At 40.0% G+C, this 20,573-nt stretch carries 11 protein-coding genes; 10 read left to right on the top strand and 1 reads right to left on the bottom strand.

The features are described 5' to 3' along the window. The first annotated feature begins 57 nt into the window (after nucleotides 1–57). Nucleotides 58–1,644, top strand: a complete 1,587-nt coding sequence (locus HWV58_RS06595) for a sodium:solute symporter (RefSeq protein ID WP_175633327.1) — start codon at nucleotides 58–60, stop codon at nucleotides 1,642–1,644. Nucleotides 1,645–1,685: 41 nt separating this feature from the next. Continuing rightward, complete coding sequence (locus HWV58_RS06590; protein ID WP_175633326.1) at nucleotides 1,686–2,618, top strand: dihydrodipicolinate synthase family protein; 933 nt, start codon at nucleotides 1,686–1,688, stop codon at nucleotides 2,616–2,618. Nucleotides 2,619–2,669: 51 nt separating this feature from the next. Here the strand turns inward: HWV58_RS06590 and HWV58_RS06585 are convergent, their stop codons facing one another. Further along, nucleotides 2,670–3,539 carry an AraC family transcriptional regulator gene (locus HWV58_RS06585; protein WP_039479064.1) on the bottom strand — a complete coding sequence of 290 codons (870 nt, stop codon included), beginning with the start codon at nucleotides 3,537–3,539 and terminating at the stop codon, nucleotides 2,670–2,672. Between the two features lie 227 nt (nucleotides 3,540–3,766). Here HWV58_RS06585 and HWV58_RS06580 point away from each other — a divergent pair, with 227 nt between their 5' ends. From HWV58_RS06580 to HWV58_RS06545, 8 genes are all read left to right on the top strand, one after another. After that, a complete protein-coding gene (locus HWV58_RS06580; RefSeq protein ID WP_175633325.1) occupies nucleotides 3,767–5,404 on the top strand; it encodes a fucose isomerase in 1,638 nt (545 codons plus the stop codon). A 13-nt stretch (nucleotides 5,405–5,417) separates the two neighbouring features. Then, a complete protein-coding gene (locus HWV58_RS06575; protein WP_175633324.1) occupies nucleotides 5,418–6,086 on the top strand; it encodes a DUF3826 domain-containing protein in 669 nt (222 codons plus the stop codon). A gap of 496 nt (nucleotides 6,087–6,582) precedes the next feature. Continuing rightward, nucleotides 6,583–9,753: a SusC/RagA family TonB-linked outer membrane protein gene (locus tag HWV58_RS06570; protein WP_175633323.1), complete on the top strand. Its 3,171-nt coding sequence runs from the start codon at nucleotides 6,583–6,585 to the stop codon at nucleotides 9,751–9,753. 11 nt (nucleotides 9,754–9,764) lie between these two features. Then, nucleotides 9,765–11,636: a RagB/SusD family nutrient uptake outer membrane protein gene (locus HWV58_RS06565; protein ID WP_175633322.1), complete on the top strand. Its 1,872-nt coding sequence runs from the start codon at nucleotides 9,765–9,767 to the stop codon at nucleotides 11,634–11,636. A gap of 45 nt (nucleotides 11,637–11,681) precedes the next feature. Continuing rightward, the gene (locus tag HWV58_RS06560; protein WP_175633321.1) at nucleotides 11,682–12,659 is read left to right on the top strand and encodes a hypothetical protein; all 978 of its coding nucleotides are present in this window, start codon (nucleotides 11,682–11,684) and stop codon (nucleotides 12,657–12,659) included. Between the two features lie 765 nt (nucleotides 12,660–13,424). Then, nucleotides 13,425–16,676 carry a SusC/RagA family TonB-linked outer membrane protein gene (locus tag HWV58_RS06555; protein WP_175633320.1) on the top strand — a complete coding sequence of 1,084 codons (3,252 nt, stop codon included), beginning with the start codon at nucleotides 13,425–13,427 and terminating at the stop codon, nucleotides 16,674–16,676. 12 nt (nucleotides 16,677–16,688) lie between these two features. After that, the gene (locus HWV58_RS06550) at nucleotides 16,689–18,515 is read left to right on the top strand and encodes a RagB/SusD family nutrient uptake outer membrane protein (protein ID WP_175633319.1); all 1,827 of its coding nucleotides are present in this window, start codon (nucleotides 16,689–16,691) and stop codon (nucleotides 18,513–18,515) included. A gap of 396 nt (nucleotides 18,516–18,911) precedes the next feature. Then, complete coding sequence (locus HWV58_RS06545; RefSeq protein WP_175633318.1) at nucleotides 18,912–20,573, top strand: pectate lyase family protein; 1,662 nt, start codon at nucleotides 18,912–18,914, stop codon at nucleotides 20,571–20,573.

The raw sequence follows: 20,573 nt of genomic DNA, 5'->3' as shown, positions 1-20,573 counted from the left end.
CAGCTATTTAGACACGCATATTTGTTTTAACCAAATTAATAAACGAGCCAACCAATAATGAAGGGTCTACCTATATTCGATCTTGCGATTATCGCCATTTATCTGGTTGGAATGATATTAGTTGGTGTTTATTTTTCGAGGAAAAATAAAAATGCCGAGCAATTTACAAAAGCTTCGGGCCTCATTCCCGGATGGGCAATAGGTTTATCTATTTATGCAACGTTTTTAAGCAGCAACACCTTTTTAGGAGTACCCGGAAAAGCTTTTGGCGGTAACTGGAATGCTTTTGTATTTAGCATTTCTATGCCCCTGGCCGCATGGGTAGCCTCCAAATATTTTGTACCCTTTTACAGAAATACAGGAGAAATATCGGCTTATACCCACCTCGAAAAGCGCTTTGGTGCCTGGGCGAGAGTATATGCAGTAGTATGCTTCCTGTTGACGCAACTGGCACGGATGGGCTCCATTTTTTTTGGTATTGCGCTAAGTTTACAGGCTTTAACCGGCTACTCGATGCAGCTGATTATGATTGTAATGGGCATCTGCATCATTGTATATACCGTTTTAGGAGGAATTGAAGCGGTAATATGGACAGAAGTAGTACAAGCCATTGTGAAAACATTTGGCGCGCTGCTCATCCTTTATCTGATCATCAGCAATATGCCAGGCGGGGTAGCTAAAATTGTAGAGATTGGAAAAACGGCCAACAAATTTAGTCTGGGTAGTTTCAAACCCGATTTTATCAGTTCGTCGTTTTGGGTGGTACTGCTTTATGGTTTTTTCATTAACCTGAACAATTTCGGTATGGACCAGAACTACATTCAGCGCTACCATACCGCTTCATCAAGCAAGGCGGCATCGAAATCAATCTGGTTGTGTGTGTGGTTATATATTCCGGCATCCTTATTATTCTTTATTATAGGATCTTGCTTATTCGCCTATTACGAAATTAACCCGGAGCTGGTTCAATCCATTAAACACCAGGTAGCGGTAGAACGCTTGCCTTTACATGCGTCAGCAGCTGAAATATTGAAAGTACAAAATGCGCTACAACCTGCTGATTACGGCGATAAAATTATGCCGCATTTTATGGTTACAAAAATACCAGTAGGTTTAGTAGGCTTGATTGTTTCGGCTATTTTATCGGCAGCCATGAGCACTATCAGTTCGGGCATGAATGCTTCGGCAACGGTATTTTCGGTCGATATTTATAAAAGGTATTTTAAACCTGCAATTAGCGAAAAGCAAAACTTATCGCTTTTACACATCGCAACAGTAGCTTTTGGCTTACTAGGCATGATTGCCGGTATTGCCATGATTGGGGTAAAAAGCATACTCGATGTGTGGTGGGAGCTATCTGGTATTTTTGCAGCCGGTATGCTGGGCTTGTTTTTACTGGGCATTATCAGCAGGCAAACCAAAAACCATGAGGCCATAACCGCAACCATTATCGGCATAGCCGTAATTATATGGATGACATTTTCTTCACTTCTTCCTCCGGAATATGAAGCTTTTAGAAATCCGCTGCATAAAAACATGATTATTGTAACCGGTACTTTAACCATTTTTTTAACAGGGCTTTTCCTGACGAAAATTAAAAACAGAAAAATTAAAACGGCCAGCCAGGCCCCGGTTAAGGTCTAACCAGGCAATTATTTAGAACAATTTTATCCCATCAGAATACAATGGAAAACTCACAAAAAGGGTTCATCCCGGTTATGCTTACGCCTTTTTTAAGCAACGGAAATATCGATTATCCGGCACTTACCCAGCTTACAGAAATTTATTTGCAGGCCGGTTCGTCGGGTTTATTTGCCAATTGCCTTTCGAGCGAAATGTTCGAATTAAGTGATAAAGAGCGTATTCAGGCCATAAAACATGTCGTAAAAGTGGTTAATGGTGCGGTACCGGTGGTGGCTACCGGAACTTTTGGCGGAGCCATTTCCAAACAAGCCGATTTTGTAAAAGAAGTGAGCGATACGGGCGTTGAAGCAGTTATTGCGATAACCAGCTTACTGGCCGATGAAGACGAAAGCGATGCTGTTTTTAACGACCGTGTTTTCGACCTGTTAAAACAAACAAACGATATCCCTTTGGGTTTTTACGAATGTCCGGTGCCTTACAAAAGAGTAATAAAACCTGAACAACTTGCTGAGTTTGTTGCTACAGGCCGGGTAATTTACCATAAAGATACTTCGCTCGATATTGAAGCCATTAAGCAAAAAATAAAACTGACTGATGGTAACGCTTTTGGACTTTATGATGCTTATGTGGTACATGCCGTAGCATCTTTAAAGGCTGGCTCTGCTGGTTTATCGTGTATTCAGGGCAATTATTTCCCAGAGTTGATTGTGTGGCTTTGCGACCACTATAATGATGAAGCCGTTAAAGATGAAGTACAAAAAGTACAACAATTTTTAATTGATAACATGGATGTGATGCACAACGTTTATCCGGTAGTTTCTAAATATTTCCTGCAAAAACGTGGCTTAAACATTTCTACATTTACCCGTAGAAACGTAGGCACCTTTACACCAAATGTAGTTAAAGAAGTAGAAAAATTATTTGATGATTATACTGCCTTAAGAAGTGATTTAAATATTGAGGTGTTTATATAAAAGAAATAGTTAAACCTTACAGGTTTTTAAAACCTGTAAGGTTTTAAAATTTTAATTCAAATACTTCCTTTTATAATCCAGCGGGGTCATTCCGGTTACTTTTTTAAAGTGCCTGTAAAAATTAGAAACATTATTGAAACCGCAATCGAAGCAAATCATCTCAGTTGGCAATTTATTTTCGATTAAGAAGCGGCAGGCATGACTCACCCTGATTTCGATCAGAAAATCGTAGAAAGTCTTTTTCGTCATCAGCTTAAAGTAACGACAAAAAGAAGTCACGCTCAAATTGCTTAAGGAAGCCACTTCTTCTAAAGTGATATCCTTTTTATAATTACTCAAAGTATAATTGCAAATCTTATTAATGCGCAATGTTTCAGACTCATTGCTCTGGTAAAAAGTATTTTTACTCGTTACAATGGTCGAATATTCATCAGTTTCGGCCAATGTTTTTAAAATCGATAACAGGATAATAATCCGGTCGAGATTAGTAGCATCCACTGCAGCCCGCATTAAATCAATCAGTTTATCCTTCGCCTTTCCTTTAATCACCATTCCGCTTTTTGCCTTTTCAAATAGTTTTGGAATCAGGTAAGCCTCTGGCAAAGTGAGCATGTACTTGCCCAAACAATCGGGGAGAAAGTGGATCACCATTGCCTCGGTAGTTAAATCGGGGTTACCCTGAAAATACTCATCCTTGCAGCGCCAGGTATGTGGCAGGTTTTCACCCAGCAATACCATTTCATCAGGCACAAAATTACTGATGTTATCGCCGATAAAACGCACACCTTCACCCTTAATCACATAGTGTAATTCCAGCTCCGGATGGTAGTGCCAGATGTTGCCGAAATCGGGTTTAATATCGTGACGGATACTGAAAGAACTTTGCAGGGTAATGGGAACTTTATGAAAATGAGGTTTCATGATTTTAATTAAAAAATTTGGTTAGGTCTGCCATTTGATGTTTGTGCTTACACCAATTGCAAGAGCCTAATTTAGGGAGATAAATGATAATATCCTATATTAATTTGATAAAAAACATTATAAAATGCTGTATTTCATTGCTGAGTTTTGTATAGAGGCACAATGTCATAACCAAATTACAAACGAACAAATTATTTTCCTGTAAATTTTATGTTCATTAATAAAATATGAGACCAGATAAACCAAGCGAAATTCTTATCGTTTCCAGCGGAGACTTACGCCTTTCGGCAAACCAGAGTTGCTGGGAAGCACAAGCCGAAATGGAGCAAAAATTAACTGCCGCAATTGAGAAATTTGGCTGGACGGTTAAACGTGCACACCCTTACGATCCGGATAAAAAACATGGCTTTATCGATTCGCAAAGAATGGGTATGGATATCTTCAGGAAAATAGATCCTGAGCAGCCTTTAATCGTTGCAGAAAGCGTTTGGCAATACTCACACCATGTATTGGCCGGCTTAACTACCCATCGCGGCCCGATATTAACGGTTGCCAACTGGAGCGGACAATGGCCCGGATTGGTGGGTATGCTAAACCTGAACGGCTGCTTAACCAAAGCACAAATTCCGTACAGCACTTTATGGAGCGAGAATTTTACCGACGATTTTTTTAACGACGGTTTACAGGAATGGCTCACTACCGGCAAAGTTAGTTATGACCAAAGTCACGTTAAAAGTTTTGCGCTAAATAAAATTCCATCAAGCGATGATAAAAAAGGTCGCGACTTTGCCAAAAGCCTGAAAGAACGAAAAGTAATTATGGGTGTGTTTGATGAAGGGTGTATGGGTATGTACAATGCTATCATTCCCGATGAACTGCTGCACCGCACTGGTTTCTTTAAAGAGCGCCTTAGCCAGTCGGCATTATACGCGGCTATGCTTCAGGTAACTGATCAGGAAGCTGAAGGTGTTTTAAACTGGCTTTTGCAAAAAGGAATGACTTTTAACTGGGGCAATGAAGAAGCTACACAGTTAACGAAAAGGCAAACCCTCGAACAATGCCGCATGTATATTGCAGCACTGCGCATTGCTGATGAATTTAGTTGCGATACTATAGGCATACAATACCAGCAGGGATTAAAAGATTTAACTGTTTCAAGTGATCTGGTTGAAGGATTATTAAACAATGAAGATCGTCCGCCTGTATATGCGTTAAACGGCAAAGAACTTTATGCCAAAAAGGCTTTGCCTCATTTTAATGAAGTAGATGAATGTGCCGGCCTGGACGCTTTGCTAACCTACCAGCTTTGGCAAGAACTGGGTATTACAGGCGAAAATACCCTGCACGATATCCGCTGGGGCGAATATTACAAAGATGGCGAAATTGACGGCTTCGTATGGCTGTTTCTCATTTCGGGGGCAGCACCGCCTGCACATTTTATAAATGGTTATGCCGGCGCAAGCAGCGAGAGGCAACCGGCCATGTATTTCCGTTTGGGTGGTGGCTCGTTAAAAGGCATTAGCAAACCCGGTTTTATTGTATGGAGCCGCGTATATATAAAGGATAATGAATTACATTGCGATTTAGGTGTAGGCGAAGTAGTATCTTTACCAGAAGCCGAAACGAAAAGACGATGGGAGGGAACCACACCCGAGTGGCCAATTATGCAAGCCATTTTAAAGGGGGTAAGTCGCGACCAGCTAATGGCCCGCCACAAAGCCAACCACATACAGGTTGTGTATACCAATTACGAAGCCGGGGCACACGAAGCCTGCAGAATTAAAGCTGCTGCAATGGACGAACTGGGCATAAAAGTGCATTTTTGCGGAGATGTAAACCTTGAAAAAAAAAGAAATGCTAATTAAAAAATATAAAGAAATGAAATCACAGATTTTAGCCCTGTTGTTAACGTGCTTAGCTGCAACCACGGTTTTTGCTCAAAACAATGCCGTTGCCGATAAGACCGCCTATACCAAAACCATTACCGAGCGTGCTGCTAAAATTGTAGTACCCCTGGGTATTACCGATACTAAAAAAGCAGAGAAAGTTACGGTAATCATCAGAGATCAATACAGTAACCTGAATGATATTTATACCGCGAGAGATCTTGAGGTTAAAGAAATTAAAGAAAAGAACAAAGACAATAAAGTATTGAGGGATTCGGCGCTAGCCAAACAAAACCGTGCAGTAGAGGCATCGTTGGCCAAACTTCATAAAAAATACATCAGTAAACTATCTGCGCAATTAAACAGCGAGCAAATTGAAGGTGTTAAAAACGGAATGACTTATGGCGTACTGCCGCTTACCTACAAAGCTTATCAGGAAGAGATACTTACATTAACCGACGAGCAGAAAAAACAAATTCTGGTTTGGTTAACCGAAGCCCGCGAGCGCGCCATGGATGCAGAATCGTCGGATAAAAAACATGCCTGGTTCGGAAAGTACAAAGGCCGCATCAATAATTACCTTTCGGCAGCAGGTTACGACCTTAAAAAAGAAGGTATTGAATGGGAAAAAAGGCGTAAATTAAAGGCTCAGGGCAACTAATTTTAATCAGGCCCGGTGCCTGAAAATTTTTTATCATTTTTTATTTAAGAATATTTCATTTATATATGAATTTATCCTTATATTGTATCAACTAATAATTGATTAAACAACTTGAAGCGAGGAGATTAGTTCGGAAGCATAAAACGGCTTAGTATTCCATCGCTTTAAGTTTAAAACAATAACTATACTCCTTGGCGATAAGGCGTATTCCTAACCAAATTTTTAACGCAAAATCAAAAACTATGAGCCAATTTTACAAAAACTCACATTAGGAAAGATCTGTTTAACGCAATCTGAAAAATTGCCTAACTAGCAAGCCGTAAAAAGCAAAAAACAAACACCCACCTTTACCGGAAAACATTATTAATTAAACAGTACTCAGCAGCTTCAGATCCTGCTCAGCACATTTATCACTACCAGCTAAAATGTTGCATGCTATGCGCGGCTTCATTGATATGGATATAATTAATACTAAAAAACTAACCAAATAACTAATATGAACTTAAAATTTCTACGTAAATTATCTTGGGTGTTAGCGCTCCTGACAATTATCAGTATTTCGTTGTTTGCACAGCAACGGCAAATTACGGGTAAGGTTGTCGACAAGAAAGACGGCCAGCCTGTCCCCGGCGTAACCGTTGGTATACGCGGTAAAACCAATAATGTAAGCACCAACGATAAAGGCGAATTCGCGTTGGTAGCCGATCCATCAACTGATGCACTAGTTTTTTCTTATGTGGGCTACGTGAGACAGGTAATTCCGCTGGCCGGCAAAACCAATATAATGGTAAGCTTTGTAGAAGATGCACAAAGTTTAGATGAAGACGCAGTTGTGGTTATTGGTTATGGAACAAAAAAAAGGAGCGAAGTATTAGGAGCAGTAGCAACTATAACCGGAGCTGAAATTCAAGATGTTCCGGCCCCAAATTTAGCAGGTGCTATGCGAAACAGAATTGCGGGTGTTGGCGTTAGTCAAGCATCAGGCAGACCTGGTGCACCAATTACCTTTAATATCAGAAATTCAACCGTTTCAGAGCAAGCAGGATTGAATGGCGCTACAGCAGAGCCCTTGTATGTGGTAGATGGAATAATAGTTAGCCGCGACGCCTTTGATAACATTGATGCTTCGATGGTAGAAAATCTAACCTTTCTGAAAGATGCTTCGGCCTCAATCTATGGTGCTTCTGGTGCAAAGGGTGTAATTTTGGTTACCACGAAGAAAGGCAGAATTGGCAAACCAAGTATTACCTACAATGGCTACTTAGGTGTTTCGGATGCGGCAAAAGTACCAGAAATGTTATCCGCATACGATCAGGCTGTACTTTTAAACGACACTTACAGAATGCAGAGTGCTTCTCAATCACTGTTTTTTGCCCCTGCAGATTTGGAATACCTTAAAACATTAAATTACAAAAGCTGGTACGATGAAGTTTGGCAGGCAGCAGCTACTCAACGGCATAATGTGAGTATTTCTGGTGGAAGTGATAAAATTACTTTTTTTGCAGGAGGTAGTTATCAAAGTGAAAATGCTAACTACGCAGGAATGAAATTTGATAAATATAGTTTCAGAAGTGGTGTGGTGGCTACGGTAGCCAAAGGCTTAAAGGCAGATGTGAATTTTAATGTTGACTATGGCACAAGAGAGCAACATCATAACGCAAACGATCAGGATAACAACTTTTTCGAGAAAATTATAACCACCCCAATGTGGGTACCTATTAGTATTAATGGAAACTTTGTCAATTATAACGGGGTTAATAATAATAATTTAAACCCACAAGCAGTAGCTGAGTCAGGCTATTACAATAACCGGAGCAATAAAGGATATCGCATTAATACGAGTTTAACGTATGAACCGACTTTCTTAAAAGGATTTGTTGCTAAATTTCAGATCTCTCAGGCAAGTGGATCTGCTAAGAGCACGCAGTATATTCCTCCATATAGGCTATATAACTATGCTAGAATGGGGAATAATAATGAATTGTTCACTGATCAGCTGGTTAATACCTCTCCAACATCTTTTTATGTTGAGCCAACAAATGCAGCTAGCGCAACAATCACCCCAGGTGTTTCAGAAAACAATAGTTATCAGGGATTTTTAACATTGCAATACGGAAGAACCTTTGGCAAACACACGGCAAATTTGCTGGTAGGTGGTGAACAGAGCGAAGGTAATTCGCAGGCATCTACTGTTCGTTATACGAACCAATTAATTCCTGGAACAGATCAATACTGGGCATTTGACGCTTCAACTTTAACCCGTCAGGATTTTTCAAGAACAGCGACATCAAAACGTTCATTTTTTGGTCGTTTTGATTATGATTTCAACAAAAAGTATTTATTAGAGGTTATTGCGCGTGTTGATGCATCATCTCAATTTGCGACTGGAAATCGCTGGGGCGTTTCTCCAAACGCAGGTTTGGGCTGGGTAGTTAGTCAGGAAGAATTCTTTAAAAACAGTAAAGCACTAAGTTTCATTAATTTCTTAAAAATTAAGGCAAATGTTGGACTTACCGGTGATGACAGGATTGGAAACCGTTTATGGCAGGATAGGTTCTTAATCGATGTAACCAACGGTTATTTATATGGCAACTCTACTCAAAACAGTTTAAACCGTTCACGTTTGGCTAATCCTGATATTACCTGGGAGAAGAAAAGAACCATTAATATTGGTTTAGAAACATCGATGTTTGATAATAAACTTGATTTTAGTGTTGAGGTATTCCAAAACAGAAATTACGATGCCTTTGATTTGGGAGGCAATAACAGTTATCCGTTATGGTTTGGTACTGCGGCACCAATTATTAACTACAGAGAAACTTACAACTGGGGATCAGAATTCAGCATTGGATACAAAGCAAATCTCACATCAGATCTTAAACTGAGTACCAATGTGAATTTTAGCTATGGCAATTCAGTTGTCACCAGAACATTATACGCTCCAGGTAACTTATTTAATAACATAGCTAACGATTGGCTGATCGGGTTTGGCACGGATCCACGGGTATACAACTCTAACAACATTGGTTTAAAATCAATCGGAATGTTCAGAACCCAGGCTGAAGTTGATTCATGGATGGCCAAATATCCTAATTACAGATTATACGATCGCGTACCTCAGCCAGGCTGGTTGTATTACGAAGATACAAATGGTGATGGCGTAATTTCTGACAGCGATATGTTACCGATTTACAAGAGCACTAATCCATTTCTGGCAACAGGCATCTCGCTTAATTTAACCTATAAGAATTTTGCTTTAAGCACCAATATTAACGCACAATTTGGCGGGAAGGCATTTTATGACAGCAGAGCGAGAACAGCACCTGCAGCCAATAGAAATACGTTAACTATCTGGCAGGATCGCTGGACATCAGAAAATCCAATGGCTGGTAAATATCCACGTTTTGACGACCCTTCTTTATCTAAAAACTCTGATTTCTGGGCGGTAGATGGAACAATGATTCGGATTAATACCATGACATTAAGTTACAAAGCACCGACCTCGTTTACCAATAAATTAGGTATTGGCAGTGTACGTATCATGCTAACTGGAAATAACTTATGGACAATTGTTAACCCGCTCCCTTATAAGGATCCATATACTTCGAGTGCATGGGATTATCCAATATTGAGGACGCTATCGCTGGGTTTGAGTGTTAACTTATAATTTTTTGAGTAATGATTAAGCAAATTAAAAATAACATAAAAAGGGCAGCAATTGTACTAACGCTTGCCGCATGTTTGCAAGCTTGTGTAAACAAAGATGAATTTTTCCTTTTACCTGATACCGAAGGCATAGACCAGGCGATATGGGATAACGAAGGATCTGTACAATTACACCTCAATAGGGTATATGATGTCGTTATTCCTGCATTTCCCTTACAGGTGATTCCAGACCGATATGCAGTGCATTTGGCCAGTGATGAAAATTATTTTCCAAATGGAGATGCTAACGAACGTGCTGCATTGGGTATGGAAGGTGTAGTTGGCGTTAATGACGTTAGATTTGTGGGAAACCAATACCGTGGTAACCCAGGAGACAATAAGTATTGGGATATTGCCAGATGTAATGATGCCATTACCAACATTCCAAAAGGAACCATGGCAGCCGACAGGCAGCGCATCTTATTAGGTCAATATTATGCTTTAAGGGCAATGACCTATTTTGAATTGGTAAAAGTGTATGGTGGTGTTCCGTTAATTTTAGAGCAACAGCTTGCAGATAATGTTTACGCTGGCGGTAGAAAAAGTGCCAGAGAATGCTTTGCAGCAATTATTTCAGACCTAAATACCTCCATGCAAATGCTAGAAGGATTTAACCCGGCAGATGGTGATGGAAGAGGTAAAATCACCAAACTCATTGCTGCTTGTCTAAAGGCTAAGGTTTTATTTTACTGGGCTAGTCCACAATTCAATCCTACTAATGATGGGAAGCATCCTTATCAGGCATCGAGATGGACTGATGCATTAACAGCTAATAAGGAAGCTTATGATTTATGTATAGCTGCCGGAAAAAAGCTAATGCCTAATTACATTGATATTTTCAGAGTAGAAGGAACTGCCAACACAGAAGCTATTCTGGTAAGAACCTATTCGAATACGATTGCGAATAGGGGGCATAACGGCGAGTCTCGCAACCGACCTACATCAGAGCAAGGTTCTTATAGCGCCTTGTATACGCCAACAACAAAAATGCTCGATGCCTATCCGATGAAAGATGGTAAACCAAGAGGAACATCTGCAACCTATCCTTACGATGCTGTAATGTTCTGGCAAAATCGCGATCCAAGATTTGACGCAACTTTTGCTACAAATGGAAGCTTATACCCGCTAAGTGGCAATACAACCAGAAAACAATGGACTTACAATACTGCTATAAATGAATCAAACGGAAATGCAGTTTACGTAAAACGCTTCACTAGCCCGGCATTAACAGCAGGTGCAGTAAGTTATTCAAATGGTGTAGGGGGAAGTGGCATGGATTGGATTGATTTAAGATTTGCAGAAGTGATGCTAAATTATGCAGACTGCCTGAATGAAACCGGGAATATATCAGGGGCAAAAGATCTGGTTAGACAGATCAGAGTGAGGGCAGGAATTGTACAAGGTGATGCTGATTACGGTTTAGGACTGGCAGGTAGTACAGCTGATTTACGCACTTTGATTTTAGGCGAACGTCAAATCGAATTTGCGTTCGAAAATAAACGGAATGCTGATCTGAGAAGATCGCGTACCTTCCATTTATTAACTGGAAACATGTCTAAGTTAGAAGTAGCATTGGTTAATCCGCCGGCAGGCGCTGACCTGAAAGACAAAGGTGTTTTAGAAGCCGTAACCAATGGTGTAATGTTTAGAGAAACCTTAAATATCAACGATAAAACTACTTATCAAAAATATTTCAGAAACATTACTACCACGCCAAATTTTGGGGCATACAGCATTCCGGAATTTCACTATTTCTATACTTTTCATAATGATTTTGTGAATTTCGGAGCTAACATCCTTCCAACAATTGGATGGCCTGGAGGTACTTTCGATCCATTAGATTAAACCAGGAAATAATCAACTCAGATATCTGATTTAAAAAGATTAAAAATGAAAACTAAAAATATTCAAAAGCTATTCCTGATTGTATTAAGTGCGTTCCTATTCGCATCTTGCAAAAAGGAAGCAGAAAACATATTTACCATGTTTACGGATGTAACTGTAACTTTTAATAACAGCGATCCACGCTGTGTTACCGATTATAAAGTGGTAAATGATAAAGAAGAGGTATGGATTGATTTCACCATCAATTCAGCAAATGAAGATATGTATTCTTATGTGGTAGAAACTTCCGCCGGAACAGCGCAACCGTCACGTATTACCTATCCGATTACAGATGCAACTAAACGCAGAAGTTTTTCATTCATTTATAAAATTCCAAACACTTCTTATCCAGCTCTACGCGACGGAAAGCAAAGTTTCAGAATTTATGCCTTAAATGAGAAGGGAATATATATTGGAGATGGTTATAAAAAAGTAACCATTGATGTAAATCCGAGTTATATGATTTATGCTAACAGAGATATCTATTTACCAGATACAGTTGGTAAAGTGCTCCCATCTTTCATTTCACTGAACGATGCTTCTACATACAGTTATAGTAATGGATCCGCTAATTCAGCAAAAATAGATTTTGGCATCTACAGGACGATGTATAAAGATGCGCAGGGAAATACATTGTATGCCGTAAATTTATATAACACCAGCGCACCGGCAACAACATTCCCCATTTATGATGTAAGTACCTGGCAAAAACGCTTGACCAAATTTAGTGCTCCGGTTACCAGTCAGGGAACAATATTTTTAACAAGTGCCATTTCCGGATCAACTATAGAAACACTTGCAAAGGCACGAACCATTAATTTAAATGCAACAGTTGCTACTACTGCAGCTGCAGGTTTGGCAGCGGGCAATGCCGTCTTTTTCTTGACTCCAGAGGGTAAATACGGCATGTTGTTAATTAATTCCGTTACTTCCGATTATGAAAAACGGCCATACATTAACGTGAGCATAAAAGTACAACGGTAGACAAGCTTTATCACGGCGGTTAGCACCGCCACAATTTTATATATTTGGTTAGAAGAAAAAGGGAGCAGCGAGTGCTCTCTTTTTTTGTTTGTTACCGATATTAAAAAATAATATGCGCTTAGCAAAAGCCCTTTAGCTACAGCCAGTTCAGGCAGCAATAGCATTTCTGCGATGCAAAAACAATGCATTGAAGATCAATTCTCCGGAATAGATTAAAAAATACCTGCTTTTCCTTTGTAAATCTTTCTTTACCAAAACTTCAAAATAAACGTCCAAACAACGTTTTTAAACACTCTAAATGTTAAATTTATCGATTTAACACTTTTTTATTTAAATATTAAATTTATATATGAATTTAATACTTACCTTGTACTTAGCATTTAATATTGTTGAGTACAGCTTATACCAGTAACTAGCGACTGATAATATCTTATAACAATTAGATAACATTCTGTCGAAAAAGAGTATAATCTGTCAGCAAATTTGAATTAAATATACTTTCTAACCAAAAATTAAATACTGAGATCAAAACAAAACATGAGCCAAATCATCAATTCTGTTTTTAGCCGTTTTTGCGAAGAACTAAAAAATCTGATTATTTCTGATGCTTTGTTAAAATCAAATAAGACAAGAAAAAGCAAACATTATTTTCTCTATCTCAGATTAGCGCACTCCAATTAACAAGCAAAATTAAACGAAGAAATACACCGGTATGTTGATCGGAACAAATCGTGTAAAAGAATTAAAAACTAACCAAATAATAAGATGAACTTAAAATTTTTGCAAAAAATTTCTTTGTCCTTGCTATTTACGTTGCTGGCAAGCACAATACTCTTTGCACAAGACCGAAAGGTTACCGGTAAGGTTGTTGATCAGGCAGACGGGCAGGGGATTCCCGGCGTAAACGTAAGCTTAAAAGGAGTACCGAGCAACGTGAGCACCAACTCTGATGGTGTATTTACGATACAGGTAAAATCAAACAGCGATGTATTGGTTTTCTCTTACATTGGTTACGTACGCCAGCAAATTACCGTTGGCACCCAAACCAATTTTAACGTTAAACTGGTATCCGACAATAAAAATCTCGAAGATGTTGTTGTTGTAGGTTACGGCACACAGAAAAAAGTTACTTTAACCGGTGCTGTTTCAACCGTAAACATGAAAACGATAGAAGATGTGCCGGCCTTATCTTTGAGTGCTGCACTGCGTGGAACTGTTCCCGGCTTATCTATTTCTGGTGGTACGCAGCGTCCGGGGCAGGGAACTTCCATTCAGGTTCGTAATCCTGTGGTATATTCTAAAGATAGTCAGCAAGGTACTAATCCCATCTTTGTAATTGATGATGTAATCAGAACCCAGGCCGATTTCGACCTTTTGGATCAAAACGTGGTAGAAAGCGTTTCGGTATTGAAAGATGCTGAGGCAGCCATTTATGGGGTTTCGGGTGCAAATGGTGTGGTAATTGTAAGAACCAAAAGAGGGAAAATGGGTGCGCCACGCATTAACTTCAGTAGCTCTGTAGGTTTTTCTGATGCCACCAAACTCCCTACCATGATGACCGGTTTACAATTGGGTAATTTCGTAAACGATTACCTAAATGCCCAGGTTTATCAGCAAACCAGCGCCGGGGTATTAACCAATAAAATTGTAAATGCCAACGGTTATATCGAAACAGCAGGTGTTGCCGAGCCAACAAGAACCCTTACACAATGGAATACACCGGATGAACTTGACTATTATGCCCAAAACAACCACAACTGGTTACAAGAGGCCTTTCAAACTTCAAATATGTATCGCCAGGCATTAAACATCAGCGGCGGTACCGATAAGGTTACCTATTTTGTTGGTGGCGATTATATTACTCAAAATTCGAACTTCAAAGGTGTTAATTCGAGCAAATATGGTTTAAGGGCAAGCATTGATGCTAAACTATCGAAACGTTTAACCGTATCGACCTCAATCAGTGCCGACGTTTCATCTTCACGCAGTTATTATTACAAATTAAACAGTACTTCAGAAAGTTTAGATAACGATGTGGCTACCTTGCAAAATGTTAACCCATGGTCTGAATATTTCATCAATGGAAATCCGGTAATCCTGGGGGCTAGTAATACCGGTGGTTTAGAGAACATTAATTTCTTCCTGATCCAGAATTCAGACAACTTTACGAGTTCCAAATCGTATGTAATGAATATGCTGGGTAAGGTTAATTATGAAATTCCTGGCGTTAAAGGCTTAACCGCTACAGCTACATTGAATAAAAACATCAACAGTACTAATGGCAAACAGTACGGTACAACTTTTAACTATTATAAATACTCGGGCTTAGGTGCCAATAACCACATCCCGGGCGGAACACTTCAGGGGGTATTCCCAATTAAAAATGGCGATAGGATCAGACTTAATCCGGTTTTCTCTGACAATTATCAGTTAAACGCGGGCCTAAACTACAACCGGTCTTTTGGTAAACACAATATATCTGCCCTTGCGCTTTTCGAGCAACGCGAACTTTCATCAGAAGGTGTTGCTGCAATGGCCGAAGGTATTGTAACCGGTGGCTTACCATACCAAAATTTCACCGTGGGTACGCAAACCTCAAATCAGTCTGGTCAGGTTAGCGAAACAGGTTTCCAATCGCTAATTACCCGCTTAAACTACGATTACGATAATAAATACCTGTTGCAACTGGTATATCGCAGAGACGGTAGTTCGAGGTTTGCACCAGGGCATAATTGGGGCGGCTTCCCGGCAGCATCAGCTGGATGGGTAGTATCGCAGGAAAAATTCTTCAAAGACAACGTTAAATTTATCGATCTCTTTAAATTAAGGGCTTCGGTAGGCTTAACCGGTACTGATGCAACTAAAGCTTATCAATACCTTGCTTCGTATAATTTAGGTACAGGAAGCAGTGGGGGCGCTGTTTTTAACGAAATCGATAGAAGTATTGCCATCAAAACCAACATTGCCATTCCGAACGAACTGGTAGTGTGGGACAAATACCTGAAAACCAATTACGGTTTTGACCTGGGTTTCCTTAAAAATAAACTAACCATTTCCGGAGATTATTTCTGGACACATGGTTACAACTTACTCTCTACGCTAACTTCCTCAGTACCTGCGCTAATTGGTGCTGCAGTGCCTACCGAAAACTTTGCCAAAGCCAATATGTTTGGTTACGAGTTTAGTGCTACATACCGCGATCAGGCAGGTAAATTTAACTACAGTGTTACACCATTTTACACCTGGAACGACAATAGAAACATTAAGTATGATGTTTCTGCAGCGCAGTTGGGCACTATTGATGACAATACAGGATATTCGAGCGACAGAGGTATAATTGGTTACAAATCTTTGGGCATTATCCGCACACAGGCAGAAGCTGATGCCATTATTGCACAAAGAATTAACGGCTCGGCAGTACAAAATGATCCCAAAAAAGTTAAAATCCTGAACGACATTTTGCAGCCTGGTATGATTAACTACGAGGATGTTAACGGCGACGGCGTTATTGATACGAAAGACAGACAGTTTGTTACCACCAGACAAAACAACCACAATAACTTAGGTTTGAATTTTAACCTTGGCTATAATGGTTTAAGCTTAAATGTGGTAATGGGCATGTCGTGGGGTGGCAAAACCAGTATTGGCGGTTTAAAACCTAGTGGAACAAGTGCTTCGGCTTACGGCAACAGGCCATCTTACTGGACCGACCACTGGACTCCGACCAATACCAATGCAGCTTATCCAAATCCATATTTTTCGAGTATTTACGAAACAACAGATTTTTGGCTGGTTTCTGCTACACAACTTAGCATTACCAATGCCAATCTGGCTTACACCATTCCAACCAGGTTTACCGAAAAATTCGGTATTGCAAGCATAAGGGTATTTGCACAAGCTACCAATCCGGTTCAGTTTATTAATCCTTTCCCTGGTAAATACAGAGATTTTGCCAGTCCGGTGGGTACTTACCCAACGCTTAAAACATATTCATTCGGTTTAAATGTTGGCCTTTAATCATTAATTGTCATGAAAAAGATTTATATATTAATAGTTGCAGCCTGCTCAGCATCATTCATGTTTACCAGCTGTAAAAAAGTGCTCGAAAAGCAAGATTTAGGTAGTTTTACAGCCGATCAGGTTTACAACGATTCTACCACAACAAAATTAAGTATCGATTACATTTACAGCCAGAACCAACCTTCGTGGTTTGGTAATGTTGGTGGTTTAAGTGCCTCGGTTAATTCACTTTCCGATGAGCAATATGGTGATAATGTTTTTGTAAAAGGAACAGCTACAATTGAATCCGTTACCGATTTAGGCAATACCAATACAGCTGGTAATTATGTCAAAATCAGAACCATAAACATGTTCATCAGAGATGTGAATGCTGGTACACTGGATCCGGCTGTAAAGAAAAGATTTATTGCGCAAGCCTATTTTTGGAGAGCTTTCAGGTATTTTGAGTTGGTAAAACTATACGGAGGCGTACCTGTGGTATTAACTCCACTTGATGCCGTTGGCGAAGAAGCAAAAAAAGCAGCACTTTTGCCCCGCAATACCACTTCCGAAACATTTGCTCAGATTGCCAGAGACCTTGATTCATGTATCAAATACATTCCGGTAAAATGGCCAAAAAATGATGACTATGGCCGTGTAACAAAAGGTGCAGCACAAGCTTTCAAAGGCCGTGTATTATTAACATTTGCTTCGCCCGAATTTAACCCGGGTAACCTGGCTTCGAGATGGCAGGATGCTTATACCGCCAATACACAGGCTATAGCTACACTTTCTACCAACGGTTTTGGTCTTTATAATAAATTTGATGCCAGCATGTGGACCACCGAAGGCAGCGCCGGAGGAAGTACACCACGTAATCCGGAAGCCGTTTTTGCTACACTTTATAATACCGGTACAACTGATATTGGGCAGAACAACAATACCTATCCAAATGCAACTGTTCCAAAATACATTGGTAGTACAGGTGGTTCAAATTTACCTACCTGGGATATGGCCCTGGCTTTTCCAATGAAAGATGGAAAGGATGCAGGCAGTTCTACAAAATACGCATACAACCTCGCTACATTTTACAAAGACCGCGATCCAAGGTTCGATCAAACCATAGCTTATAATGGTTGTAACTGGCCGCTTGCAGGTAATTCATCATACAGGTTGTGGACCTATTATTATACAAACGATAAAAATGTACTGGCCACTACAGAACCTTCTGGCGCTACCTCTTCGGGTTTATATTTAAGAAAAGGAATAGATCCGGCTTTAACACTGGCCACTTTTCAAAATGCCGGAACAGATTGGATAGAGATCAGGTATGCAGAAGTAATGCTAAACCTGGCAGAGTGCGCAGCAGAAACCGGCCAGAGCCAGGAAGCTTATACCAATTTGGTGAATATCAGAAAAAGGGCAGGTATAGAAGCAGGAGCGGATGGATTATATGGATTAACAGCCGGTTTAAGCGGAAATGATTTGGTGAATGCAATTATTAAAGAAAGACAAATTGAACTTGCCTTTGAAGGTAAACGCTTTTGGGATTTAAGAAGACGTAAACTATTGGAAAGCACCTTAAATGGAAAAAGAAGATTGGGTGTAACCATAGTACTCAAAAACACAGGTACCAAAACAGACTATATTTCTGGTACAAGAGATGCTTCAGCAAATACTAACCTGGATGCATTATACACCGCAAGCTTTACGGTAAGCACAAAACAGCTTGATACTTATAATATTGCCTATCAATCAGGCGTATACTTTTTTGGTATCCCTACGGTATCGCTAAACAACAACGTTAACCTGCAGCAAAACAATACCTGGGGTGGAGCATTCGACCCGCTAAAGTAAACGCTGATAGTTTTTTTGGGGCGGTTTGCTCATCGCCCCGGTTTTTTTATAATTGGTTTGGAAAAGGAAACATTAATCTGTTTCCTTTTTTCATTTAAGAATGTTACATTTATATATGAATTTTATTTATATCTTGTAACAGGGTTGAGAGAATGAATTTGATTTGTTACAGCTAATATTATCAATTGGTAATATTATACAAAACATAGCCAAAATTATACAGTAAACCACCCCAATTTGCATGCAACTTTGAAATATAATATACTTTCTAACCAAAATACTAACAAAGGATAAACAAAGAAATGAGCCGCAATTTTTAATAAATTTGTTCAGGCATTCCTGCTAACCAAAAATATTTGCGTAAATTCTTTCGCTTCCCAAACAAGCAAAACACAAATGAAAAAGAACCTTTTAAATCTGTTGGTTGCAACAGCATTAACGCTCCCGGTAAATTATGCATTTGCGCAATATCCAAACATCCCGGCCGACATTAAAAAATCATCAGATTCTATGATGAAAGAGGCCTATCATCAATCGGATATTGCCTGGGAAAAAGCTAAGCCAATTATGGAGAAAGAGGCCAAAATGGGCAAACCTTATATTCCATGGGCAGGCCGTCCCACTGATTTACCACAATCAGAGCTTTTGGCTTTCCCGGGTGCTGAAGGTGGTGGTGCCTATAGTTTTGGCGGTCATGGCGGTAGGGTTATTGTGGTAAAAAACTTAAACGATAAGGGGCCTGGTTCTTTGCGCGATGCCTGCGAACAGGGAGGTGCCCGCATTGTAGTTTTCAATGTAGCAGGTATCATCCGCTTAAAAACACCGCTGATTATTCGTGCACCTTATATTACCATTGCCGGTCAAACTGCACCTGGCGATGGCGTTTGTGTTGCCGGCGAATCGGTTTGGTTAAATACACACGACGTAATTGTACGCTTCATGCGTTTCAGAAGGGGCGAAACTTTTGTGGGCCGCAGGGATGACGCCATAGGTGGTAACCCGGTGGGTAATATCATGATCGACCACGTTTCGGCCAGCTGGGGTTTAGACGAGAACATGTCGATGTACCGCCATATGTACAATGATAGTACTGGTAAAACCGAAGAAAAACTGGGCACTGTAAATATCACCATCCAAAACTCGATCTTTTCTGAAGCCTTAGATTACTGGAATCACGCCTTTGGTAGCACTTTAGGTGGCGAGAACTGTGCCTTTGTTCGTAACCTTTGGGCCGATAACGGTGCGCGTAACCCTTCAATCGGCTGGAACGGTATTTTCAACTTCGCCAATAATGTGGTATTTAACTGGAACAACCGCTCAACTGATGGCGGCGATTATACTGCACAATATAATATCATCAACAACTTTTATAAACCAGGTCCGGTTACCGAACTTGGCGATCCAATCAGCTACCGCATTTTAAAGCCAGAATCGGGCCGTAGTAAATTACCTTATGTGGTATTTGGCAGGGCTTATGTTAATGGCAACATCATCGAAGGAAACGAAAAAGTAACCCGCGATAACTGGAATGGCGGTGTACAAATGGAAGATAAAAAAGGAGGCTTAATGTCTTTCGAAACGGCAAGCAAATATTTTCCGGCCATGAAAGCACAAAAACCTTTCCCAATGCCTAAAATCAGCATTATCCCAACACTACAGGCTAAAGATTATGTACTGGCCAACGCTGGTGCTACTTTACCTAAACGCGATCCGGTTGATACCCGTGTAATTAAACAGGTGGCTACCGGTAAAATCGAAGTTCATCCTGAAGCCAAACCTTCAGCTTTTCAGTTCGAACACCGCCGTTTAGCTAAAGATTCTTACAAACAGGGCATTATTACCGAAATTTCGCAGGTAGGTGGTTATCCTGAATATAAAGGAACACCTTACAAAGATACTGATGATGATGGTATGCCAGATGCTTACGAAATCAAAAACGGCTTGAACCCTAAGGATGCTACCGATGCCACTAAAATCACCAAAAGTGGTTATTCGAACATCGAAGTATACTTAAATAGCGTGGTTCCGGTTTCAATTGTAAAACCTAACACTAAATAA

This window comes from Pedobacter ghigonis (genome assembly GCF_903166585.1).
Lineage (GTDB): Bacteria > Bacteroidota > Bacteroidia > Sphingobacteriales > Sphingobacteriaceae > Pedobacter > Pedobacter ghigonis.
The sequence above is the reverse complement of the archived record's forward strand: the minus strand, read 5'-3'. Positions and strand labels throughout refer to the sequence as shown.